The sequence below is a fragment of the Streptomyces yatensis genome, assembly GCF_018069625.1.
Lineage (GTDB): Bacteria > Actinomycetota > Actinomycetes > Streptomycetales > Streptomycetaceae > Streptomyces > Streptomyces yatensis.
In genome coordinates this window covers 1,853,818-1,876,460 of sequence record NZ_CP072941.1, presented here as the reverse complement: position 1 = coordinate 1,876,460, position 22,643 = coordinate 1,853,818, and the positions used below count along the sequence as shown (strand labels likewise).

Sequence of the window (22,643 nt, the reverse complement as noted above, 5' to 3'; positions counted from 1 at the left end):
GTGCGGGCCGAACCCGCCACCGGCGATCTACCGGCCCGGACAGCCATGACCGACACGCTGCGCGCCGCCCAGGCACACTGTCAGTCGCTCCAGGACGCCGTGGCGCACCTGCGCGACAACGGCCTGGAACAGATCACCGCGTGGGGCCGCCACCTGGCCGCCACCCTCCCTGTCGGCGGCCGGCTCATCGCCGCGGGCAACGGGGGCAGTGCCGCCCAGGCCCAGCACCTGACCGCCGAACTCGTCGGCCGCTACCGCCGCGAACGCCCCGCCTACTCGGCCATCGCCCTGCACACCGACACCTCCAGCCTCACCGCCATCGGCAACGACTACGGCTTCGAGGAGCTGTACGCCCGGCAGGTCGCCGCGCACGGCAGACCCGGCGATGTGCTGGTCCTGATGTCCACCTCCGGACGCAGCCCCAACCTGCTGGCCGCCGCCGACACCGGGCGCGCCGCCGGGCTGCGGGTCTGGGCCATGACCGGTCCCCGCCCCAACCCGTTGACCCTCCGCGCCCACGACACGCTGTCCATCGCCTCCGGCACCACGGCGACCGTCCAGGAGGCCCACCTGGTGGCCCTCCATCTGCTGTGCGAGACCTTCGACCACGAGACCCTCGACCACGAGCACGAGACCCTCGACCACGAGACCCTCGACCACGAGTCCCTCGACCACGAGTCCCTCGCCACGGACATCGCCGACCCCGTGACCACACGGCGCTACGACCTCACGCGCGCCGAATCCCTCGCCCCTCGCCCCAGCCGTGCGACCGACCGGAGGTGACCCATGAGCGCCGCGCAGCGACCCCTGGTCGTGGTCGGTGACACCCTGCTGGACCAGGACGTCGACGGCGAAGCCACCCGCCTGGCCCCCGACGCCCCGGCCCCCGTCGTCGACGTCACCGTGGACCGCAGCCGCCCCGGCGGCGCCGGACTCGCCGCTCTGCTCGCCGCCCGCGGCGGGCGCGAGGTCGTCCTCGTCACCGCGCTGGGCGACGACGCCGCGAGCCGGGTCGTCCGCGAAACCCTGCGCTCCCTGGTCACCGTGGTCGAGCTGCCCCTGGACGGCGCCCTCCCGGTCAAGACCAGGATCCGCGCCGGAGGCCGCCCCCTGGTCCGCGTCGACCGAGGGGGCGGAACGCCGGGAAGCCCTGGAAGGGCCACCGTCGCCGCCCTACGGAACGCCGGAGCCGTCCTGGTCGCCGATTACGGCCACGGCACCGCGGGCGCGCTGCGCCGCCACCTCGCCGACGCGGCGCACACCGCACCCCTGGTCTGGGACCCGCACCCGCGCGGTGAGCGGCCCGTGCCCGGCGTACGGCTCGCCACACCCAACGCCGCCGAGGCCCGGCTGCTCCTCGGCTCCGACGGCGGCCCCAGGAACGATCAGGGACCCCTCCGCGTCCACGGAGCGCGCGGCACCCGCCTCGGTGAGCTCTGGGGCGCCGCGGCCGTCGCCGTCACCCTGGGGGAGCGCGGTGCCATCCTCACCCGCCCGCGCAGCGGCGACCACATGTACGTTCCGGTCGTTCGCCGGGCCCAGGGCGACCCCTGCGGCGCCGGAGACTGCTTCGCCGCCACCGCCGCGAGCGTGCTGGCGGGCGGAGGGCTGCCGGAGGAGGCGGTCCAGCTGGCCGTCGCCGAAGCCGCCGCCTTCGTGGCGTCGGGCGGCGCCGGTGGTCTCCGGCCGGGGGAGGCCCTCAGCGATGACGAGGCTCCCAGGCGCCCGTACGACGCCTACGACCTGGCCGGGGCGGTCCGTGCCCGGGGCGGTACCGTCGTCGCCGCCGGAGGCTGTTTCGACCTGCTGCACGCCGGCCACGTCGGACTGCTCCAGAACGCCCGCCGCACCGGAGACTGCCTGATCGTGTGCGTCAACTCCGACGCCTCCGTGACCCGTCTGAAGGGCCCCGGCCGGCCGATCAATCCGGTCGCGGACCGGGTCCGGGTGCTGTCCGGACTGGGCTGCGTCGACGCCGTCGCCGTCTTCGACGAGGACACCCCGGAGCCGCTGCTGCGCAGACTGCGCCCGGACGTCTGGGTCAAGGGCGGCGACTACAGTGCCGACACCTTGCCCGAGGCCGCCGTGCTGCGCGAATGGGGTGGACAGGCCCTCGTCCTGCCGTATCTCGACGGCCGGTCCACCACCGAACTCGCCCGCCGGGCGGCTCTCGGGTCCACCGTCCGCCCGGCCCCGCCCCCGGTGCGGACCCGCCGATGACGCGCCCCGCGGGCCCCCGCCCCCGCCTGCTGGTGCTGCGCGCCCTCGGCCTCGGCGACCTGCTCACGGCCGTCCCGGCCCTCCGCGCACTCCGGCGCTCCCACCCCGGCTACGAGCTGCTGCTGGCCGCACCGGGCCGCCTGGCCGAGGCCGCGGCGGCGACCGGGGCCATCGACCGGTTGCTCCCCACCTCGGCTCCCGCCCGGGCCGTCCCCCACCGGATCGACTGGACCGGACCGCCACCGGAGGTGGCCGTGGACCTCCACGGGAACGGGCCGCCCAGCCACCGTCTGCTGAGCGCCCTGCGTCCGGGCCGCACCCTGGCCTACGCCCACCCCGACACCCCCCAGGTCCCCGGACCGCTGTGGCGCGACGACGAACACGAGTGGGTCCGCTGGTGCCGGCTGCTCCTGTGGTACGGCATCCCGGCCGACCCGGGGGACCGGCGGATCACCGCCCCCGAGGGCAGCGGCTCGCCCGCGCCCGGAGCGGTGGTCCTGCATCCTGGCGCCGACGCCGCCGCGCGCCGGTGGCCCGCCGAGCGCTTCGCCGCGGTGGGACGGGCCCTCGCCGCGACCGGTCACCGGGTCGTCGTCACCGCGGGCGCCGATGAGGCCCCCTTGGCCCATGAGGTCGCCCGGGCCGCCGGGCTGCCTCGGTCGGCCGTGCTCGGCGGCGACGCCGATGTGCCGTTCGCCGACCTCGCCGTACTCGTCGCCCGGGCCCGGGCCGTGGTCGTGGGCGACACCGGCCTGGCACATCTGGCGACCGCCCTGGGTACTCCCTCCGTCGTCCTCTTCGGACCGGTGGCCCCCCGACTGTGGGGACCACCGCGCTGCGATCTGCACCAGGCGCTCTGGTACGGCAGCGACGCCACCCCCCGGCCGGGTGACGCGCACGGCAGGGTCCCCGACGAACGACTGCTCGCCATCAGCGTGGCCGATGTCCTGGCGGCGGTCGGCAGGCTTCCCCGTCCGGCCGCCTCCGCGCCCCGCCGTCCGCGTCCGACCACCCCCACCGGAGCCGCCGGATGACTCCCAGCGACACCACCGGCTCCGGCCGCCTCGCCCGCGCCGCCGTCGTCACCGGCGCGGACTCCGGCATCGGCCGTGCCACAGCCGTGCGGCTCGCCGACGACGGCATGGACATCGGCATCACCTGGAACACCGACCACGAAGGGGCCGAACGGACGGCGGCCGAGGTGCGGGAACACGGCCGACGGGCCGTGATCGAGCGGATGGACCTCACCGGCCTCCCGGAGGCCGCCGAGGCCATCGACCGGCTGGCCGACGCCCTCGGACGCCTCGACGTCCTCGTCAACAACGCGGGCACGGGAACCGCCACCCCCTTCCTCGACCTCGACCACACCACCGTGCAACAGGTCCTCGACGTCGACCTGGTCGGCCCGTTCCTGTGCGGACAGCGCGCGGCCCGCCGGATGATTCGCCAGGGCGGGGGCGGCCGGATCGTCAACGTCACCAGCGTCCACGAACACCAGCCGCGAGTGGGCGCCGCACCCTACTGCGCGGCCAAGGGCGGGCTCGGCCTGCTCACCCAGGTGATGGCCCTGGAACTGGCCGAACACGGGATCCGGGTCAACGCGGTCGCACCAGGCGAGATCGCCACCCCGATGACCGGCCAGGAGGACACGGACGTCCGCGGCCAGGACCGGCCGGGAATCCCGCTCGGGCGGCCCGGGGACGCCCGGGAGGTCGCCGCCGTGATCGCCTTCCTCGCGGGCCCGGACGCCGGCTATGTCACCGGCGCCTCCTGGGCGGTGGACGGTGGCATGCTCCGCATGGGGCCGATGGCCGGGTCCCACCTGGAGAGCGGGGACTGGCGCCGGGGGTGAATCCTGCCGGCTCCTCAGGACACGGCCCCAGGGCATGGCCCCAGGGCATGGCGTCAGGGCATGGCCCCAGGGCATGGCGTCAGGGCATGGCGTCAGGGCATGGCCCCAGGGCATGGCCCCAGGGCATGGCCCCAGGGCATGGCCCCAGGGCATGGCCCCAGGGCACGGCCCCAGGGCACGGCCCCAGGGCATGGCCTCAGGGCGAGGACACCCGCCGGACGGCCTCCTCCACCCACGGCGGCAGCGGGCGGCGTTGCCGCAGCGCCGCCGGGAGCCGGGCGAGCAGCCCCTGGAGGGCGAGCCGCGCCTCCGGGTCGCACGCGGCCTCGGCAAGGAGCCGCGCGGTGCTCCGGAAGGCGAGGGGGAGGGGGCGCCGCAGCCAGTGGCCGATCAGCTCGTTGCGTCGCATCACGGCGTCGCGGCCAGGACGGGGCGCCGGGGCCGGGTTGTGGTGGGCCACCACCTCCGCGCAGTACGAAACGCCCCAGCCGCGCGCGGTGAGGTCATAGGCGAGAAGGGTTTCCTCTCCGCCGAAGAAGATCAGGGGATGGAAGCCCCCCGCGTCGAGAAAAGCGCTGCGGCGCACCACGGCGGCGCAGGCGAGGAAACCGAAGACCTCCGGTCCCGGCAGGTCGGGCGCCCGGCCGACCGGGGAGGCGGCAAGCACCGCGTTGAGCGGGTCGGGTCGCTCCTCGGGGCCCACCCGTACCTGTGCCGTGACCAGCCCGAGCCTGGGATGGGCGTCGAGGAGACGGGCCGCCCGACTCAGCGCGCCGTGCCGCCACCACGAGTCGTCGTCGCTGAAGGCGATGTAAGGGGTGGTCAGCGCACGTACGCCATCGTTGCGGGCCAACGCGCCGCGGTTGACGGGATGGGCCAGGAGATCCACTCCGGGGAAACGCTCGGCGACCATGGCGCGGGTGTGGTCGGTCGAACCGTTGTCCACCACCAGGACGGGTGGCCGTTCCGGCAGGGCCGTGAGGTGTTCGAGGGCGGTGGCGAGGGTGCCGGCGCGATTGCGGGTGGCGACGACGACACCGACGGCTGGCGTCGTCACAGCGCCTGCCGGGGTCCGTACCGCTGGAGAGGGCCGCGCGGAGCGGCGGCGCATTCCATCACCATGGGTTCTCCTCCCCGCGCGGCCTCCCCGCGCATGCGAGCACCCGCGTCCGAGTACCCGGGGCATCCGAGCACCCAGGGCGTCCGAGTACCCGTGCCAGGGGGCGCTACGCGGCGTGCCGGCCCCCGTGCGACCAGGGGGGCACAACCAGCAGCTGCTCTGCTGGGCGACCCCCATGGAGCGGGCCGGCTCGGCGCCGTAGCCATGCGGGCTCTCCCACATCGCGGTACGCACCGGGCCCGGCGAGATGGTGTGGATGCGCACGCTCTGCGGTCCGAACTCCTCCGCCATCCGGATCGGGGACCCGGCCTCGTCCGAGACGACGATGGGCTCCCTGATCACGACCGCCGAGGCGGAGCGAGTGGAGCGGGCCATCGCTCAGGCCGGGGCAGCCGGTGCGCGCGTCCTGACCGGTGGATGAGCGCGACGGCGCCGTGGTGAGTCCAGAGGTCGTGGCGGATGTCGACCCTCGCTCTCCGCTCAGCCAGCAGGAGCTGTTCGGGCCTGCCGTCGCCGTCAGCCCCGCCGCCGACTGGGAGTCCGCCATCGCGCAGGCCAACGGAACGGCGTACGGGCTGGGCGCAGGAGTGTTCACCTCCGATGTCGCCGGCGCGGTACGGGCCGTTCTGGAGATCGATGCCGGGACGTCGACGTCGAGGGCATCGTGAAACACCTCAGCGCCCGCGGCTACGAGGGCTGGTACGTCCTGGAACAGGACACCATCCTCACCGACGAACCGGGTGGCAAGGGGCCGGCCGAAGATGTGTGGGCCAGCGCCGAATACCTGCGCTCAGTGCTGCGCGACCGCGGGTAACCGCGCCTCTTGTCCGTCCGGGGCCCGGGGACGATGGCCACACCAGCCGTCCCCGGTCCCTGGGCTCCGGGCCGCTCATTCACCCGGCACGTGGTGATGGGTTTTTGATGGCTTCCTGCGGATTGACCGAGGGGTATCGGGTGCTCAGGATTTGAGAGAACCCGGCCGCTGACCGGGCCTGACGTGCTGGGTGCGCTGAACGTGAGACGACGCCGCGGGGCATCCCGTCGGCACATGAACCCGGGGACGCGGTGACGACTCGGCCCGTCAACGCCCTGACATCGCCGCACCGCGCCCCCGGCCGGCAGCCCGACAACCGGGTCCACGAACAAGAGCGAGGCAACGGAGATGAACGACCGTGACGAGTGAAGACTTGTTGGCTACGTGCTGGACCACCGCGGGGGATGCCGCACCCGGGCGAGGCGACGGGCGTAGCTCGCTGACGCTGCGCGAGCGAGCGGAGGCGGCGGGTGCCGCGGGGTTTCGGGGCTTTGGACTGCTCCATGCGGACCTGGTGCGGGCCGAGCGCGAGTACGGGCTCGCGGGTATCCGGTCGCTCTTCGAGGACAACGGACTGGTCCATGTGGAGCTGGAGCTGCTGACGGACTGGTGGGCCCGGGGTCCTCGACGCGCGGCGTCGGACGCGATACGCCGGGATCTGCTGCGGGCAGCCGAGGCGCTCGGCGCGCGCCACCTCAAGATCGGCCCGGATGTCGAGGACCGGCCGTGGCAACTGGAGACGTGGGCCGAGGAGTTCGCCACGCTGGCCGCGCAGGCCGACGGTGTGGGAGCTCGGCTCGGCATCGAGTTCCTGCCCTGGACCAACCTCAAGACCCTGCACGACGGACTCGAACTCGTCGAAGCGGCTGGGCACCCGGCGGGCGGCCTGATCATCGATGTCTGGCACACCGAGCGCGCGGGGACGCCACCGGCCGACCTCGCGAAGGTGCCCCCGGGCCGCATCGTGGGCGTGGAGCTCAACGATGCCGAAAGCGACGTCGTGGGCACCCTCTTCGAGGACACCGTGCGGCGCCGTCGCCTGTGCGGCGAGGGCTCCTTCGACCTCCCCGCCATCGTCGCGGGCCTCCGTACCGCCGGCTGGACGGGCCCTTGGGGAGTGGAGATCCTTTCCGACGCACACCGCGCGCTTCCCGTGCGTACCGCTGCCGACGTGGCTTACCGGACGGCAGCTGCGGTGCTGACGTAACACCTGTCCGCAACGCTCTTCGTCAGCCCTCCACCGAAGGCTCCGGACCTGCCCGACGTCGGGGCCGCCGTCGGTCGGCTGGTCGCGGCCGGCATTCCCGTCATCACCCTGGTCACCGACCTGCCCACCACCGCACGCCTCGCGGGTCGACATGGCGCCGCCGACGTCGGCACCAGGCCCGCGCCAGTCACTACACACGACGCGGACACAGCCCACGAACCTGGTGCCCACTCGCGATCGGAGCGTCGCCACCTCCGGCAAGAACTCCCAGACGCGAGGAGCCCTGTCCCAAGGGTCGGGCCGTACGTCATCCGGCGGGTTTGATACGGAGGACGGCGGCGGTGCCGTGGATCTTGACGACCTCCAGGCTCATGGCGTCGTTGATGGTCGCGGCGGGTCCCTCACCGCAGCTCAGTCCGACGCCGCCTCCGCCCTCCGACGACACGCCGCCGCCACCGGAACAGCCCGAAACGCTGAAGCCCGAACCTGTCAGCTGCGCGACCATCTCGACCTCGCCGCCAGTGATCGCCGTCACCTTGATCCGCCCGAGGCCGTACGTCGCCGGCACTGTCACGACGTCTCCCGCGGCGACCTCGATCTCGCACGTCCCGTCAGCGCACGGCCCGGTTGGCGAGGGCGACGGCGTGGCCGACTCCGTGGGAGTCGGCGGCGACCCAGAGCCGGACCCGCTGGGCCGGCCCTCGGCGGGGGACCCGTCCGAGGTACCCGGGGAACACGACGTGAGAGCGGCGAACACGACAGCGGCAACAACGGCGAGGGCGGCGGTGGATGACGTTCCAGGCATCATGGTCCCATGGAAACCCGCCCCCACCGGGACCCCTCCCGCCCAGGCAGTGCGCGGCCAAGTAAGGGGCGTCTCACGGCCGTTCACGAACAAGCTGGTCTCGCCGAAGGTTTCGTACGCACCACCGGCTGCATTTCGCTGTAGGTCAGCTCGCGCCGTAGGTCCCGCTGGAGTTCCTCGCCGGCGTCTTCTCCCATGCCCCGCTCGATAGTGGTGAGTCAGGCGTGGGACCTCGCCGCCGAGGGGACGAAGAGACGGCCGCCAGGGCACGACGGCCTGATTTCCCAGCCCTGCACGGTCGTTGTGCCGATGCCGAGCCCTTCGGCCAGTCGGCTCTGAGTCAGCGGAATGCGCTCGCGGACGATTTTCAGTAGCTGACCGCGGACGATGCCACCCGCAGGGCGAAGTCGGGAACCCTGACCGCGAGTCAGTGTTCCCGTCCTGGAGCCCGATCGCTTCTGTGGTGCCATGCCGTGCTCCCGCGTGGGGGCCACCCGCCGGGCCGCCGAAGCGCTGGGGCTCGGCGAGGTGACAGGACGTGTCGCCCCGGGTTTCCGGGCCGATCTCGTCCTTGTCGGCGGTGATCCGCTCAAGGATCTCGATGCTTCGCAGCGGGTCAGGACCGTTGTCAGCGCCGGCCACAGGCACGAACGGGAGTAGGCCGCACGGGATCAGCGACTCAGCGACCTGGAACAGCGGATCCGCGCCCTCCGCGCCTGGTCTGGTCGATGCTCATGGGCGATGACGGCGTGCCGGGCCTCCCTGCTGCCGTTCGCCTTCGACTTCGCGATGGGAACGGTGGATCCGTCGGCACCGCCCATGCCGTGGTGGGCCCCGGCCTACGTGTTCGGACTGAGCGTGCTCACCGAGGCACTGGCACTGCTCTGTACCGGCCTGGTCAGCGGGTGGGGCGAGAAGGTCCCGGACTGGGTGCCGCTGGTCGGCGGTCGGCGGGTCGCACCGCTTGCCGCGCTCATTCCAGCAGCCTTGGGCGGGCTGGGCCTGGTCGCGATGTGGGACACCATGCCCCTTGCCTGGTTCGGTCTGCTGGACTTCCACGAGGTCGCCTTCAGCAACGGCTGGTGGATGGTCCTGGCACGTGTGTGCATCAGCCCGGTGATGCTGTGGGGCCCTATCGTGCTTGCCCTTGCCTACGCCTACTACCGACGTCGCCGAGCTGTCTGACTGCCGCGGGCCGGGCCGGTGGGCACGCCGACCTGTTGCGCGCGTGCGTTGACGGGAGGGTGGGCCAGTGACGAGGACGGGGTTCGCCCCTCGCCCATCTTGTTGACCATGGTCGACGACCACAGCTTCGTCACGGGTGGCTTGACCCGGATACTGGGTCGTATGCGTATCGACTTCGAGCCCGAGGCCATGGGCCCAACCCCCTTCTACAAGCTGCTGACCTCGGTGATCGTCCCCCGGCCGATCGCCTGGGTGTCGACGGTGGGCCGGGATGGCTCCGCGAACCTCGCCCCTGCGAAGTTCTGAGGAAAGCGGTGTCGGTGAGCGGGACGTTAGCCCAGGTCAGAGGCACCGAGCAATCCCTCTTAGGATCCGAGGCGCTATAAGTCCTCGCCGCGCAGCAACGCTGCTGGCATGGACTGAGGCTGACCTTGGCCGCATCTCAGAAAATCCGAGAGCAGCCAACCGTGATGTGGGCCCGCCGGAGGGCAAACCCGGCGGGTCCACGTCATGAGGTGTCAGGCCGCCTTGATGAGGCGGACCGGTTCCGGGCTCTGGGCGTTGTGCCGTTCCCTCCATGTGTTCAGGGCGGCGCTGGAAGCGTGGTCGAGGTGGCGCAGGTCCCGTAGGTCGAGCTCGACGGGGCGGTCGACCGGCAGGTTCTCCAGAGTGTCGAGCATCTTCGGCAGCCGCAGGAAGGTGGCGTTGCCGGTGATGCGGACGCGGACCGGGCCGCTCTCGTCGTCGGTGACATGGACCTGGATGTGGGAGGTCTCCCAGGCGGTTTTGACAACTGCCAGGACCAGCCCGACCAGCACGCCCTCGAACATGTTCACCGCCACGATCGCCACCGCGGTGACCATGAGGATCACGGCCTCCCCGCGGTGTGTACGCCACAGGGGGCCGAGCTTGCTGACCGGAAGCAGCTTGAAGCCAGCGTGGACCAGGACCCCGGCGAGGGCCGCGATGGGGATGATTCCGAGGGCGGCGGGCAGCAGGGCGGCGAACAGCAGGAGCCACAGCCCGTGTAGCACCCGGGATGCCTTGGTTTTCGCGCCCGCTTGGACGTTGGCGGCGCTGCGGACGATGACGGCGGTCATGGGCAGGGCGCCCAGGGCTCCGCAGATAGTGTTGCCCGCGCCTTGGGCCATGAGCTCCTTGTCGTAGTCGGTGCGCGGCCCGTCGTGCAGCCGGTCCACCGCGGCTGCGCTGAACAGGCTCTCCGCGGAGGCGATCAGAGTGAAGGCGGCGATGGTGCCCAGCAGGCCGACCTCAGCCAGCGCGCCGAAGTCGTCGAGACCGGGCGGCTGGATGGAGTCCAGGAGGCCCCGCACCTCGATCTTCGCCACGGACAGATCCAGTAGCGCGGTGGTGGCGGTGGCCAGGGCCACGGCGATCAATGCGCCGGGCACCGTCCGCACCTTCGCGGGCATACGTGTCCAGAGCACCATTACCGCGATGGTCCCCGCGCCGACGGCGAAGGCGGACAGCGAGGCGGTCGTTTTGGTGAGGTCGCCGACCAGCCCCGGCAACCCGATGATCTTGTCCAGGCCGCTGGCCGGTGCCTTGGTGTCGGCCATGGCGTAGAGCTGCCCGGCGATGATGACCAGGCCGATACCGGCGAGCATTCCTTCGACGACGGCCACCGAGATGGCGCGGAACCAGCGGCCCAGCCGCAGGGCGCCGAGGGCGAGTTGGATGAGCCCCGAGGCCAGGACGATGACGCCGAGCGCGCCGATGCCGTAGGTGTCGACGGCCTCATAGACCAGGACGGTGAGGCCGGCGGCGGGGCCGGACACCTGGAGGCTGCTGCCCGGGAGCAGACCGGTGACCAGACCGCCGGCGATACCGGTGATCAGGCCGAGCTCAGCCGGTACTCCGGAGGCGACGGCGACGCCCACGCACAGGGGCAGGGCGACGAGAAAGACCACGATGGACGCGGTGAAATCCGCGCGCCAGGCGCGCCGGGATGGCGCGGTGAGGGAAGGCATGGGTTTCTTTCCGTGATGGGGAAGACATGGACGGGCGTGCGGCGGTGCGGGTGCCGGAAACGCCCGGTTACAGCGGGCGGAACGCGCGCGTACCGGAGTGGTGGGCGAGGACCTGGCCGGTTTCGACGGAGTAGAACCACGCATGCAGCCGTAGCCGCCGCTCTGCGAGCTTCTGGGCGACGCACGGGTACGTCCGCAGGTGGTCCAGTTGGGTCAGCAGGTGGCGCTGCACGGCGGTTTCCGTGTCCGGTCCCGATGGGTGGGTCTGCCGGAGTCCGTCGTGGTTGTGGGGGCGGCGGCCGGCGCCGGAGAGCCAGCTCCTCACCAAGGGCATGGACTGGACGGTCTCTGCGCGGAGCAGACCCTGCACGGCCCCGCAGTGGGAGTGTCCGCAGATCACGATGTCGGGCACGTTCAGCGCCGTCAGAGCGAATTCGAGGGTGCCCGCGACACCGCAGACGGTGTCCGGGCGGTAGCGCGGAACGATGTTGCCCGCGGTGCGCAGTTCGAAGATTTCACCGGGCCGGGCTCCGGTGATCAGGGAGGGCATGACCCGGGAGTCGGAGCAGGCGATGAACAGCGCCTGAGGACGCTGGCCGCGCGCCAGCTTGGCGAACTCCTCGCGCTGCGCGGCGATCTTCTCGGGGAAGCTGCGGGCATGGTCGATGATTGACTGCATGATCGGCCTCGGCTCTGGAAGTCGGTGGGAAACAGAGTCGTCAGGCGCGCGACGGGACCCGGTGGGCTCGCCAACCGGTGTGTGGGCAGGGCTTCATGGCCCTGCGGCACATCGGGTGACAGAGGGATGTGGATGCGTATCGGGTCCGCGGGACGCGCTGCCGATCAGCAGCGGAAGACCTGAAGGGCGATGGAGGTGGGGGCTTCTCCCGCGCTCGGAGCCCATCTGTCTCTGGCTGTCAGTGCGTGTGCGGCCCCGGCGACTGAGGTATCGGCGTCGGCCACGACGCCTTGATCCGGCCCTTCGACGAGCGGAACGGTGATCTGCTGACGTGTCGGTAGCCCGGCCGGATCCGAGGTGTCACCGTGATGGCCGGACGGAACGTTCGTCGACAGCGTCTGGCGACACGACTCGGAATCCCGGGTCTTCGACTCGGCTCGCTCCGAGGACCGTTCGCCCGCGCAGGCCGATGCCAAGGCCGGAGCCGGGCCGGAGTGTGACAGGCCCATGTGCAGCAGGAAGGCGGATACGAGCAGCGCGATGATCGCCGCTGCCCTGCGCCCCATCCGGGATCTCCTCCACCCGCCGTGTCCAGACCGTTACGTACCCCGTCAACGTCGCTGCGCGAGCTCGGGTTTCCGCATGCCGTGTGACGCTGGTCATGAATCGCGCACCGGAGCGGGACGGGTCAGGGACTCCAGGAGGAGCCTGGTCAGCCCCGGCTCGAGGGCGCTCCGGTTGTCCATGACCGCCGCGCGGAAGTGGTGCGAGTTGAGGAGGGACATCAGCCACCACGCCCCTGTCTCGGGGTCGAGGTCGGCACGGATGTCTCCCGTGCGCCGGCCCTGGCGGAGCAGCTCGGCGAGACCGGCGGTGATCTGCTGGACGGCCGTGCGGACCGCGCCGTGGACTTCGGGTGCGGTGGCGGGTCCGAGGTTGTCGGCGAACAGCACCCCCACAGACCCACGGGCATGCATCCGGTCGACGTGATCCGGCGCCAGCCAGGCGGCGAGCAGGTCGGGCACTGACTGGCCGCCGTCGACGGCGGCTCGAAGCTGCGCGGTGATCTGACGGGCCGCTCGCTCCAGCACCGCTGAGAACAGGGACGCCTTGGTCCCGAAGTTCTGGAAGATCACGGGCTCGCTCACCCCGATGCGCCGGGCGATGTCCGAGACTTTGCCGCGCTGGTAGCCCACGTCGGCGAACACCTCGGTGGCGGCGTCCAGGATCGACTCGCGACGCTGTTCGGCGGTCAGGCGCGTACGGCGCGGCGCGGCGGGCGTGGACGGCGTCGGGGGCTGGCTCACACACCCAGCCTAGTCGGGCCTTGCCCGGCTACTTAGTCACCACTAAGCTCACTGGGAGTCTTCTTAGTGGCAACTAAGTAAGAAGGTGGAGTCAGTGCTCGGACGGCTTCTCCATGGGCGGCCACATGCGGCGGCGCCAGGAGCCATCGGACATGCGCGCGCTTATGAGGTCTTCGCCGCGATAGCCCTCGCCGGGCGGCGTCGGCGCCTGTACGGGCGGCTCGTCGCGCTCAGCGGTGCGCGCCCCGGAGAGCGGGTGCTCGATGTCGGCTGCGGCACCGGCTATCTGGCCCGCATGATGGCCCGGACGGTGGGGCCGGAAGGGTCCGTGCTGGGTGTGGATCCCTCGGTGCCGATGATCCGCTACGCCCGCGAACACACAAGGGAGGCTGGCTGCGTGTTCACGGAGGGATTCGCCGAGGACCTGGATGCACCGGAGAGTGCCTTCGATGTGGTGGTGACCAGTCTGGCGGTGCATCACTTCCCCGAGGAGAAGCGTGGTCAGGCGATCAAGGAGATGTTCCGGGTGCTGCGCCCTGGCGGCCGGGTGCTCATCGCCGACTTCCGTCCGCCGGTCGGAGGGTCGGCCCAACGTCTCGTCGGGGCCCTGGCCGGGCCGGTCATGCGGCACAACCCGGTCCATCTGCTCGAACCCTTCGCCCGGGAGGCGGGATTCCGCGAGCTCGACTCCGGTGACCTGCGTCCCTTCCTCCACTATGTGCGAGGGGTGAAGCCGGGTGGGCAAGCGGGGAGAGGATGTCGCGGAGGGGTGACGGGGTGAGGCTCGGACCGAGATGCGGGTGAGGCTGCCGTGACTCGGCGCCTGGGTGGGTGCGACATTGGACACGGTGCGTGCCTCTGTACCATTATGTGCATATGAATGCACGCATGCATCCATCGGATGCGGAAAGTTCGCCCCCGGATCGCTCGGACCCCGAACCGTTCACCCGAGCCGCTTGGACCGGCGGATGCCGGTGACTGATGAGCCCGCGACCGGGACCCGGTCGCATACGCATCACAGCGGCGCGGCGCAGTTCTCCACGGCCGCCAATGTCTTCTCGCTGCTCTCCGATCCGACCCGGCTGCATCTGGTGTGGTCCCTCGCCCGGGGCGAGGCCGATGTCAACACCCTCACCGAGGCCAGCGGGGCGGCCCGCCCGGCAGTGAGCCAGCATCTGGCCAAGCTGAGGCTGGCCGGGCTGGTCCAGGTGCGCAAGGAGGGCCGCCGTTCGGTGTACTCCCTCCATGATGGCCATCTGCGCCGCCTGGTCGTCGAGGCGGTCAACCACGCCGATCACATGGTCACCGGGGCCCCACCGCACGACTGAGACCGGCCCCGAACCGGTCATGCGCCACGGCGCACAGCGATGATCTTCGGTTCGGTCATGGCTTCCACGGCGTATCGCACGCCCTCGCGGCCAATGCCCGACCGCTTGGGCCCGCCGAAGGGCATGGCGTCGATGCGGAAGTCGCTGCTGTCGTTGATCATCACCGCGCCCACCCGGAGCCGTTCCGCGAGGTCCAGGGCGGTCTCCAGCGCGGTGGTGAAGACGCCTGTCTGGAGGCCGTAGCGGGTGTCATTGGCACGTGAGACGGCCTCTTCCAGCGTGCCGAACGGCTCGATCACCAGCACCGGGCCGAAGATCTCCTCCGTCATCACCTTCGCGTCCGCCGGTACGCCGGTGAGTACGGTCGGCCAGTGGAACGCCCCCTGCTGCCGTCCGCCCGTACGCACCTCGGCGCCGCCCTCGCGGGCCTCCCGTACCCATTCCCGGACCCGGCGTGCCTCGCGCTCGCTGATGAGCGGGCCGATGTCCGTACGGGGGTCGGCCTTGCTGCCCACCCGTAGTGCCTCGGTGGCCGTCACTACGTCCCGGACGAAGCGGTCGGCGATCCGGGAGGCGACGAAGACGCGCTGCACCGACAGGCAGTTCTGCCCCGCCACCCCGAACGCCCCCGTCACCACAGCCTGCGCCGCCGCCTCGCGGGCGGCATCGTCCAGCACCAGCACGGCGTTGTTGCCGCCCAGTTCCATGAGGGTCTTCTTGGCTCCGGCGGCGCGGGCCACTTCATTGCCGGTGCGGAAGCCCCCGGTGAAGGACACGAGGTCGACGAGAGGATGGCCGACGAGGGCGCGTCCCGCGCCGGCGCCGGTTCCGGGGATGACGGCGAGGCGGTCTGCGGGCACCCCGGCGTCCAACACGATCTCGGCGAACGCCAGCGCGGTGAGCGGTGTGGCCTCGGCCGGTTTGAGGACGACGCCGTTCCCGCCGGCCAGCGCGGGGCCCACCTTGTGTGCTACGAGATTGAGCGGGTCGTTGAAGGGGGTGATGGCGGCGACCACGCCGACCGGTTCCCGGGTGTACCAGCCCAGTCGGCCCGCACCACGCGGGGTGTCGGAGAACGGCAGGGTCTCACCGGTGAGGTGGGCGGTCTGCTGGGCCGAGAGCCTGAGGGTCTCCGCGGCGCGGGACACCTCGCTGCTCGCCTCGCGTATGGTCTTGGAACCCTCCCGGGAGATCACCTCGGTCAGCCGCTCACGGTGGCGCAGTACCAGCCGGGCGGCCGCGTCCAGGGCCTCGCGGCGCTGCCAGGCGGGCCAGTCCTCCCCGGAGGCGACGGCAGCGGCCACATCGGTGACGGCCTGGTCGACCTCGGTGGGACAGGTGTCGGTGACATGACCGAGGAGGCTGCCGTCCTCCGGGTCGCGTACGGGCATGGCGGACGCACCGTCCGCCCACTTCCCGGACCACAGCGCCCCGGCGGGCGGCCGCCAGATCGGCTGGGTGGTGGGCGCGGACTCGACTGTCGTCATCGGCTCGCTCTCTTCGTCTGTACGGTGCGTCAGGCGTTCGGGTAGTGGCACGAGACGACCCGCTCCAGAGGTCCGGCGCCCAGCGTGGGAGCCTCGGTGCGGCACCGGTCGCGGGCCTGAGGGCAGCGTGGATGGAAGCGGCATCCCGAGGGTGGGCTGACTGGGCTGGGCGGCTCACCGCGCAGAGGGCCGGAACCGACCTCCGCGCCGGACTCCTCGGGCAGTGAGGCGGTCAGCAGTGCCTGGGTGTACGGGTGGGCCGGGCGCTCGAACAGGTCCTCGCGGGAGGCCACTTCGACGATCTCGCCGAGGTACATCACCGCCACCCGGTCGCAGATGTGGCGGACGACGCGCAGGTCGTGGGAGATCATCAGCAGGGTGAGGTCCAGCTCGCCCTTCAGCTCGATCAGCAGGTTGAGGATCTGGGCGCGGACCGAGGCATCGAGCGCCGAGGTGGGTTCGTCGCAGATCAGCAGGCGCGGGCGGAGCAGCAGAGCTCGTGCCACGACGATCCGCTGGAGCTGGCCGCCGGAGCATTCGCCGGGGTGTCGCTTTAGGAACGACGCGTCGAGCCCCACGTGGCCGAGCGTCTCGAGGATGCGCTGGTGACGCTCCTCCCTCGTGCCGAGGCCGTGCTGGGCCAGTGGCGCGCCGAGGCTCGTCCCCAGGCGCATCCGCGGGTCCAGTGCGGCGAACGGATCCTGGAAGACGAGCTGCATCGAGCGGCGCAGGGCCTTGCGCTCACGGCCCTTGGTCCGGGCCACATCGACGCCGTCGAACAGCACGCGCCCGGAGTCGACCGGCGTCAGCCCGAGCATGGCCCTGGCCAGCGTGCTCTTGCCACAGCCCGATTCGCCCACCAAGCCGAGCACTTCGCCGGGTGCAAGGGTGAACGAGACGTGGTCCACGGAGTGAACGTGCTGTTTGCGCCCGAACACCCCGCCCCGCAAGGGGAAGTGCTTGACCAGGTCCTCGACGACGACGAGCGGCCGGTGCGCTGCGGGGTCGGGTGCCCGGTCCGCTTCCGCGAGTGTTCTCATATCCCCACCGCCTCGCTGACGCGCTCGGTGCCGGGCCGGGAGGCCCAGCAGCGGCAGCGGTGCTCGCCACCGCAGGTGTGCAGGGGCGGTTCGTCGCCCGAGCACCGGCCGGTGATGCCCAGGTCAAGGGCGAGCGGACATCGGGGGTGGAACCGGCATCCGTGGTCCAGGCCGCGGGACTGCACCGCGCTGCCCGGAATGGAGAAGAGCCTGCCCTCCTCCGACTGGAGCAGTGATGCCTTCAGCAGCGCCCGGGTGTACGGGTGCTCGGGCGAGTCGAAGACCTCGTGCACCGAGCCCTCCTCCACCACACGTCCGGCATACATAACGGCGACGCGATCGGCGATCGAGGTGACGATGGTGAGGTCATGCGTGATGAGCAGCACGGACATACCGGATTCCCGCTGCTTGCGGCAGAGCAGTCGCAGGATCTGGGCCTGAACGGTGGCGTCGAGCGCGGTCGTCGGCTCATCCGCGATCAGCAGCCCGGGTTCCCCGGCGAGTGCGGCCGCGATCATCACGCGCTGGGCCATGCCACCGGAGAGCTGGTGCGCGTACGCCGAGGCCCGGCGTTCGGGCTCGGGGATGCCGACGTCCCGGAGGAGTTCCACGACCCGTGCCTTCGCCTGGTGACGGCTGAGCCCCCCATGCACGCGCAGGGGTTCGGCGACTTGGCTCCCTACCGTGCAGGTGGGGTCGAGCATGACCTTGGGCTGCTGGAAGAGCATCGCCATCCGGTGCCCGCGGATACGGTTCATGCGTTTCGGCGGCAGGGTGGTCAGGTCCTCGTCGCCGAGGGTGATCCGGCCTCCGGTGATCCTGGCGCCGGGCGGCAGCAGCCCCATGACGCTGAGCGCCGTGAGGGTCTTGCCGGAGCCCGACTCCCCGACCAGGGCCACGATTTCGCCACGCCGGACGGTCACGTCGAGGCCGTCGACGGCGGGGGTGGCGGAGGCGGTACCGGCTTCGGAGAAGTCCACCCGCAGGCCCCGGACGTCGAGCGCGGTATCGAGGGTGGTGCCGGGGCCCGGAGGTGGACGGTGGGGCAGGCGCATGTCCGGGTTCCTTTCAGCGTCGGACCGCACGAACGCGGTTCCGTACGGTCACGGTGGCTTCTGCGAAGTGCTGGGTGAGGGTGGACAGTGCGGCGTCGACGTCGTCGCCCGCGATCAGCCGCGCCAGTTCCCGGTGTTCGTCGAGGAGGTCCATCCGCGCGGGGTCGGCATCGGCTTGGAGGTTGAGGCACAGCCGGGTTTCGGCGATCACGGTGTCGAACATGCGGCGGAGGCGGGGGCTGCCGGTCGCCTCGATCACCAGGGAGTGGAACCGCACATCGAGGTCGGCCACCTTCGACCAGTCGCCCACCCGCGTGGCACAGGCGAGCTCGTCCACCGTCTCGTCGAGGGCGGACAGCAGGCCGGGTGATGTCGGGGAGGTGATGACGCGGCGGAAGGCGGCGGCCTCGAGCGCTTCCCTGGCGTAGTAGATGTCGACGATGTCTGCCTCGCTGAGCAAGGGCACGAACACCCCACGGTGGGGGTGGCTCAGCAGCAGCCCCTCGTGGACGAGCCGGGCGAGGCTTTCGCGTACCGGGCCGCGGCTGACCCCCAGCGATTCGGCGAGTTCGGTCTCCCCGAGCTGGGAGCCGGGCGGGAACTTACCGGTGAGGAGATCGGCCCGGATTCGGTCGGCGACCTGTGAGGTGAGCGTCTTACGGCGGACCGGGGAGGGGGACTGCGCCGCCGACACGGGCTCATGGGGCATCCGTCCTCCTCTTGCGTTCCACGTCCATGCCGTGGCCGATCAGAGTGACGCTCAACGCCGTCACGAAGATCGTGGCGCCGGGCGCGAGCACGAGCAGCGGGACGCGTTCCATATAGGGCTGGGCGTCCAGCAGCATGGCGCCCCAGTCGGAGTCGGGGGGCTGCACGCCCAGTCCCAAATAGGACAGTCCTCCTACGGTGATGAGCTTGTGGCCGAACCGCAGGAAGCCCAGGGAAAGCACGGGCCGCAGTGCGTTGGGGATGACGTGGCGGAAGATGATGAAGGGTTTGGAGCAGCCCAGTGCCTCGGCGGCCTCGATGTACTCCCGGCTGTTGATCTCCAGGGCGAGGCCGCGCATCAGCCGGGCGAAGGGGGTCCACCCCACGATCGTCAGGGCCGCGATGAGCATGCCGTAGCCGGTGCCGAAGGCCGCGATCAGGAACAGCGCGACGACCACGTCGGGAATGGCGATCAGCAGATCGGTGGTGCGCATGACCACCTCGTCCACGATCCCGCCCCGCCGGGCACTGAACGCCCCGATGACCGTGCCCGCGACGGCCGAGATCAGCAGGGTGACGGCCGCGATGGAGACCGAGAAGCGCCCGCCGTACATCAGTCGGCTGAGGATGTCCCGGCCCAACTGGTCGGTGCCGAGCCAGTGCTGGGCGCTGGGCCCGGCCAGCCGCTGGGTGAGGTCCTGACGCGCCGGGTCGAAGGGGGCGATCCACGGGGTGAGTAGCAGGGTCACCAGCACCAGGGTCAGGACGACGGCGCCGAAGCGTTGTGTCCAGTGCCGGCCGGTGACCGCGTGCAGGGAGGCGGCGGTCCAGCGCGCGAGGCGCTGTGTCGCGGGGACCGGACTGTGCGGGAGAGAGCTAGACAGCGCCATCGCGTACCCTTACGGCCGGGTTGATCAGTGCGTAGAGAAAGTCGGTCGCGGTGGTGATGAGCACCGCCAGCGCCACGATGGACAGGATTCCGCCCTGGATCAGCGGGATGTCGTGGTTGATCACGGCGTTGTAGACGAGTCGGCCCATTCCGGGGATGGCGAAGATGACCTCCACGACCACCGATCCGCCGAGCAGCCCCGCGAACCACAGAGAGAAGAGCGTCATCACCGGCAGCAGGGCGTTGCGGAGCCCGTGCCGCAGTAGGGCCTGGCGTCCGCTCAGCCCCCGGCTGCGGGCGGCGGTCATATACGGCGATGCGAGGACGTCGCTCATCGCGGCCCGGGTGACCTGGGCGAAGTACGCCATCGGCCGCAGCGCCAGGACGATCGCCGGCAGGATGATCGAGGTGGGGTCCCGCCACCCGGCGGACGGCAGCCAGCCGAGGTAGCGGGAGAAGACCAGCACGAGGACGGGGGCCAGCCAGTATTCGGGGACGGCGACGAAGCTCTGTGTCAGCACCGTCACCCCGTTGTCCAGCCGCTTCCCCGGCCGCATCGCGGCGAGGGTGCCCAGGGGCAGGGCCGCGAGGAAGGCCAGGCCGATGGCGATGACGGCGAGTGTGCCCGACACCCCCAGTGCGCTGCCCAGCAGTTGGTCGACCGGGGTACGGCTGGTGAAGGACACTCCGAAGTCGCCCCGTGCCGCCCGGCCGAGCCAGTTCAGATACTGGACGAGGATGGGCCGGTCGAGCCCGAGCTCGGAGCGCAGGGCCGCGAGCGCCGAGGGGTCGAGGGCCTGGTCGGAGACCCTGGACCGCAGGATCGTCCGGACGGGATCGCCGCCTGAGGCGTACGGGATGGCGAAGGTAGCCGCTGATACGGCGAGCAGGGTGATCAGCAGAACCAGAAGCCGCCGTACGGCGAATCTGACCATCGTTCACTCCTCCTTCCGGGCTCTTCCGGCATGGGCGGTGGGCTACTTGATGACGTCGAGGGCCCGGTAGTAGGCCCCGGCGAACGGCAGGAACCAGGGCGGCCCGAAGTGTCCGGGCACGCGGGGGAATTTCATCCCGCGCCAGATATTCGCCTCGGGCCTGCCGTCGATGACCTCGGCCATCTGCTTACCCATGTGGGTGGCCATCTGGACCCCGTGGCCGGAGTAGCCCACGGAGTAGTGGAGCCCGTCCCGCTCGCCGGAATGGACCATCTGGTCGAGGCTGATGTCGACCAGACCGCCCCAGAGGTAGTCGATGCGCACGCCGTCGAGCTGAGGAAAGACCGAGAGCATGCCCTTGCGCAGAATCTGCCCGCTCTTGGCGTCCGACTGCGGATTGGACATGGCGAACCGGGCCCGCCCCCCGAACAGCAGCCGGTTGTCGGGGGTGATGCGGAAGTAGTAGAGGATGTTCTTGGAGTCGGAGGCCATCCGGCGGGTGGGCATCAGCTCGTCGACCACCTCCTGCCGCAGCGGTTCGGTGACGATGATGAAGCTACCGACGGGGACGATGCGGTTGCGCAGCCAGCGGAACGGGGACCCGGTATAGCCGCTCGTGGCGACCAGCACATTGTCGGCGCGCAAGGTGCCGACCGAGGTGGTCAGATCGTGCGTCGAGCCGCCGATCCGGCGCGCCTTGGTCACCGGCGCCTTCTCATGGATCCGCACCCCCAGGTTCGCCGCGGCCTCGGCGAGACCGCGGACGAACTTGCCCACGTGCAGACCCGCTCCCTGAGGGTCGGCCATCGCGCCGTGGTAGTGATCGGACCCGATCTCGGACCTGATGTCCCTCTTGGGGATCAGCTGGGTCTTGTAGCCGATCAGGTCGGCGAGCGCCTCATGGGTGCGGGCCAGCCGCTCGTAGTGCGCGGGCTTACAGGCGAGGTTGAGCTTCCCGGTGCGGGAGAAGTCGCAGTCGATGGACTCCTCGTCCACCAGCTTCTCGACGGTGTCGATGGCCTCGTTGTAGGCGAGGTAGGCCGCCTTGGCGGTGGGGAGGCCATAGCGCTCCACGGCGGTGAGGAAGCCGATGGCCAGCCCCGTGGTGCACATGCCGCCGTTGCGCCCTGACGCGCCCCAGCCCACCGTCTCCTGCTCCAGGACGGTTACCTGGGCGCCCTTGCGGGCGAGGTGGAGGGCGGCGGACAGCCCGGTCAGCCCGGCGCCCACGATCGCCACATCAGTGCGGCCACCGATCTCCACGGCGCTGCGGTCGGGGCCGGCCGGGGCCGTGTCCAGCCAGTACGGAACGGTCTTCACGGCGCTCACAGCCCGAGCAGCGCGGGCAGTTCGGACAGGACCGAGACCTCGTGATAGCCGTAGTACGGCACGCTGGGCTCATAACCCCGGTTGACGTAGACCTTGTTGGGGATCCGCAGATCGTGGGCCGGGATGAGGTCGTAGCGCAGGCTTGATGAGACGTGCAGGATTTCGCCGGGACCGCACTCCAGCTGCTCCAGCATGTACTCGAACGCCTGGAGGCGCGGCTTGTAGGCACGTGCGTGCTCGGCCGTGTAGACGGCGTGGAACGGGGCGCCCAGCTTCTCGACGTTGTCGCCGATCTGGTCATTGGCGGCGTTGGAGAGGATGACCAACGGATAGCTCTCGGCGAGGGTGCGCAGCGCGTCCGGCACATCGGGGTGCGGGCCCCAGGAGGGCACCGCGGCGACGATGGCCGTGCCGTCCCCGTCGCGGTATTCGATGTTCCACAGGTTGCAGGCCCGCTTCAGGGCGTTCTTGATGACGTCGGGGTAGAGCTGGTAGGCGCCCAGCACCTCGTCGATCCGGTATGCCTCGAAGTCGTCGAGGAAGTCCTCCATCCGGTCGGCGGCGACCCGGTCGGCGAACAGTTCACGGGTGAGGGCGGACATCCCGAAGGCGGTGAGGGTGCCGTAGCAGTCGAAGGTGATGTACTTGGGCCGGAAGTCGATCACGAGGTACTCCTTCTGCGTGCGATGGGT

24 protein-coding genes and 3 pseudogenes are annotated in these 22,643 nt (G+C 71.0%); 13 read left to right on the top strand and 14 right to left on the bottom strand.

The genetic code is table 11. The features are described 5' to 3' along the window. Positions 1-45: 45 nt before the first annotated feature. From J8403_RS07225 to J8403_RS07210, 4 genes are read left to right on the top strand one after another with little or no spacing between them, the layout of a single operon-like run. The gene (locus J8403_RS07225) at positions 46-783 is read left to right on the top strand and encodes a D-sedoheptulose-7-phosphate isomerase (RefSeq protein ID WP_211122418.1); all 738 of its coding nucleotides are present in this window, start codon (positions 46-48) and stop codon (positions 781-783) included. Between the two features lie 3 nt (positions 784-786). Further along, positions 787-2,220 carry a D-glycero-beta-D-manno-heptose 1-phosphate adenylyltransferase gene (rfaE2, locus tag J8403_RS07220; RefSeq protein WP_211122417.1) on the top strand — a complete coding sequence of 478 codons (1,434 nt, stop codon included), beginning with the start codon at positions 787-789 and terminating at the stop codon, positions 2,218-2,220. Further along, positions 2,217-3,254, top strand: a complete 1,038-nt coding sequence (locus J8403_RS07215) for a glycosyltransferase family 9 protein (protein WP_211122416.1) — start codon at positions 2,217-2,219, stop codon at positions 3,252-3,254. The genes rfaE2 and J8403_RS07215 overlap by 4 nt, the downstream gene beginning before the upstream one ends. After that, positions 3,251-4,072 (top strand): SDR family oxidoreductase, encoded by an 822-nt coding sequence (locus J8403_RS07210; protein WP_211122415.1) that lies wholly within the window; start codon positions 3,251-3,253, stop codon positions 4,070-4,072. The genes J8403_RS07215 and J8403_RS07210 overlap by 4 nt, the downstream gene beginning before the upstream one ends. Positions 4,073-4,268: 196 nt before the next feature. On the opposite strand, the gene J8403_RS07205 is transcribed toward J8403_RS07210, so the two are convergent. Continuing rightward, positions 4,269-5,129 carry a glycosyltransferase family 2 protein gene (locus J8403_RS07205; RefSeq protein ID WP_211122414.1) on the bottom strand — a complete coding sequence of 287 codons (861 nt, stop codon included), beginning with the start codon at positions 5,127-5,129 and terminating at the stop codon, positions 4,269-4,271. A gap of 310 nt (positions 5,130-5,439) precedes the next feature. Between J8403_RS07205 and J8403_RS44540 the strand changes: the two are divergent. The 4 genes and pseudogenes from J8403_RS44540 to J8403_RS43510 all read left to right on the top strand — a co-directional run. Continuing rightward, positions 5,440-5,860, top strand: a pseudogene (locus J8403_RS44540) (aldehyde dehydrogenase family protein). After that, positions 5,857-6,006 (top strand): hypothetical protein, encoded by a 150-nt coding sequence (locus J8403_RS07195; protein WP_246585741.1) that lies wholly within the window; start codon positions 5,857-5,859, stop codon positions 6,004-6,006. Before J8403_RS44540 ends, J8403_RS07195 begins: the two are co-directional and overlap by 4 nt. Positions 6,007-6,364: 358 nt before the next feature. Next, positions 6,365-7,213: a sugar phosphate isomerase/epimerase family protein gene (locus J8403_RS07190; RefSeq protein ID WP_211122413.1), complete on the top strand. Its 849-nt coding sequence runs from the start codon at positions 6,365-6,367 to the stop codon at positions 7,211-7,213. A gap of 36 nt (positions 7,214-7,249) precedes the next feature. Beyond that, positions 7,250-7,357, top strand: a pseudogene (locus J8403_RS43510) (LacI family transcriptional regulator); the annotation flags it as partial. Between the two features lie 163 nt (positions 7,358-7,520). Here J8403_RS43510 and J8403_RS07185 read toward each other — a convergent pair. After that, positions 7,521-7,787 (bottom strand): hypothetical protein, encoded by a 267-nt coding sequence (locus J8403_RS07185; protein WP_211122412.1) that lies wholly within the window; start codon positions 7,785-7,787, stop codon positions 7,521-7,523. A 699-nt stretch (positions 7,788-8,486) separates the two neighbouring features. On the opposite strand from J8403_RS07185, the gene J8403_RS07180 reads away from it, so the two are divergent. From J8403_RS07180 to J8403_RS07170, 3 genes and pseudogenes are all read left to right on the top strand, one after another. Then, entirely contained in the window at positions 8,487-8,678 is a 192-nt protein-coding gene (locus J8403_RS07180) for an amidohydrolase family protein (protein WP_211122411.1), read from the top strand. An 81-nt stretch (positions 8,679-8,759) separates the two neighbouring features. Beyond that, positions 8,760-9,203, top strand: a complete 444-nt coding sequence (locus tag J8403_RS07175) for a hypothetical protein (protein WP_211122410.1) — start codon at positions 8,760-8,762, stop codon at positions 9,201-9,203. Between the two features lie 162 nt (positions 9,204-9,365). Beyond that, a pseudogene (locus J8403_RS07170) lies at positions 9,366-9,506 on the top strand (flavin reductase family protein); the annotation flags it as partial. A gap of 215 nt (positions 9,507-9,721) precedes the next feature. Here J8403_RS07170 and J8403_RS07165 read toward each other — a convergent pair. From J8403_RS07165 to J8403_RS07150, 4 genes are all read right to left on the bottom strand, one after another. Next, on the bottom strand, positions 9,722-11,194 hold the full coding sequence (locus tag J8403_RS07165; RefSeq protein ID WP_211122409.1) for a SulP family inorganic anion transporter: 1,473 nt from the start codon (positions 11,192-11,194) through the stop codon (positions 9,722-9,724). A 67-nt stretch (positions 11,195-11,261) separates the two neighbouring features. Next, entirely contained in the window at positions 11,262-11,873 is a 612-nt protein-coding gene (locus J8403_RS07160) for a carbonic anhydrase (RefSeq protein ID WP_211122408.1), read from the bottom strand. A 164-nt stretch (positions 11,874-12,037) separates the two neighbouring features. Beyond that, on the bottom strand, positions 12,038-12,439 hold the full coding sequence (locus tag J8403_RS07155) for a hypothetical protein (protein ID WP_211122407.1): 402 nt from the start codon (positions 12,437-12,439) through the stop codon (positions 12,038-12,040). Between the two features lie 93 nt (positions 12,440-12,532). Further along, a complete protein-coding gene (locus J8403_RS07150) occupies positions 12,533-13,180 on the bottom strand; it encodes a TetR/AcrR family transcriptional regulator (RefSeq protein WP_211122406.1) in 648 nt (215 codons plus the stop codon). A 94-nt stretch (positions 13,181-13,274) separates the two neighbouring features. Here J8403_RS07150 and J8403_RS07145 point away from each other — a divergent pair, with 94 nt between their 5' ends. Then, positions 13,275-13,961: a class I SAM-dependent methyltransferase gene (locus J8403_RS07145; RefSeq protein WP_211122405.1), complete on the top strand. Its 687-nt coding sequence runs from the start codon at positions 13,275-13,277 to the stop codon at positions 13,959-13,961. A 187-nt stretch (positions 13,962-14,148) separates the two neighbouring features. Then, positions 14,149-14,508 carry an ArsR/SmtB family transcription factor gene (locus J8403_RS07140; protein ID WP_211122404.1) on the top strand — a complete coding sequence of 120 codons (360 nt, stop codon included), beginning with the start codon at positions 14,149-14,151 and terminating at the stop codon, positions 14,506-14,508. A gap of 17 nt (positions 14,509-14,525) precedes the next feature. Here the strand turns inward: J8403_RS07140 and J8403_RS07135 are convergent, their stop codons facing one another. From J8403_RS07135 to J8403_RS07100, 8 genes are read right to left on the bottom strand one after another with little or no spacing between them, the layout of a single operon-like run. Further along, positions 14,526-15,995 (bottom strand): aldehyde dehydrogenase family protein, encoded by a 1,470-nt coding sequence (locus J8403_RS07135; RefSeq protein ID WP_211122403.1) that lies wholly within the window; start codon positions 15,993-15,995, stop codon positions 14,526-14,528. Positions 15,996-16,024: 29 nt separating this feature from the next. Beyond that, the gene (locus J8403_RS07130; RefSeq protein WP_211122402.1) at positions 16,025-17,035 is read right to left on the bottom strand and encodes an ABC transporter ATP-binding protein; all 1,011 of its coding nucleotides are present in this window, start codon (positions 17,033-17,035) and stop codon (positions 16,025-16,027) included. Then, positions 17,032-18,090: an ABC transporter ATP-binding protein gene (locus tag J8403_RS07125; protein WP_211122401.1), complete on the bottom strand. Its 1,059-nt coding sequence runs from the start codon at positions 18,088-18,090 to the stop codon at positions 17,032-17,034. The genes J8403_RS07130 and J8403_RS07125 overlap by 4 nt, the downstream gene beginning before the upstream one ends. 13 nt (positions 18,091-18,103) lie before the next feature. Continuing rightward, on the bottom strand, positions 18,104-18,799 hold the full coding sequence (locus J8403_RS07120) for a GntR family transcriptional regulator (protein WP_211122400.1): 696 nt from the start codon (positions 18,797-18,799) through the stop codon (positions 18,104-18,106). Continuing rightward, entirely contained in the window at positions 18,789-19,688 is a 900-nt protein-coding gene (locus J8403_RS07115) for an ABC transporter permease (RefSeq protein ID WP_211122399.1), read from the bottom strand. Before J8403_RS07115 ends, J8403_RS07120 begins: the two co-directional genes overlap by 11 nt. Beyond that, positions 19,675-20,622, bottom strand: coding sequence for an ABC transporter permease (locus J8403_RS07110; protein ID WP_211122398.1), 948 nt, complete (start codon positions 20,620-20,622; stop codon positions 19,675-19,677). The genes J8403_RS07115 and J8403_RS07110 overlap by 14 nt, the downstream gene beginning before the upstream one ends. A gap of 42 nt (positions 20,623-20,664) precedes the next feature. Continuing rightward, complete coding sequence (locus J8403_RS07105) at positions 20,665-21,942, bottom strand: NAD(P)/FAD-dependent oxidoreductase (protein ID WP_211128123.1); 1,278 nt, start codon at positions 21,940-21,942, stop codon at positions 20,665-20,667. A 5-nt stretch (positions 21,943-21,947) separates the two neighbouring features. Then, entirely contained in the window at positions 21,948-22,616 is a 669-nt protein-coding gene (locus J8403_RS07100; protein ID WP_211122397.1) for a haloacid dehalogenase type II, read from the bottom strand. Positions 22,617-22,643: the final 27 nt, after the last annotated feature.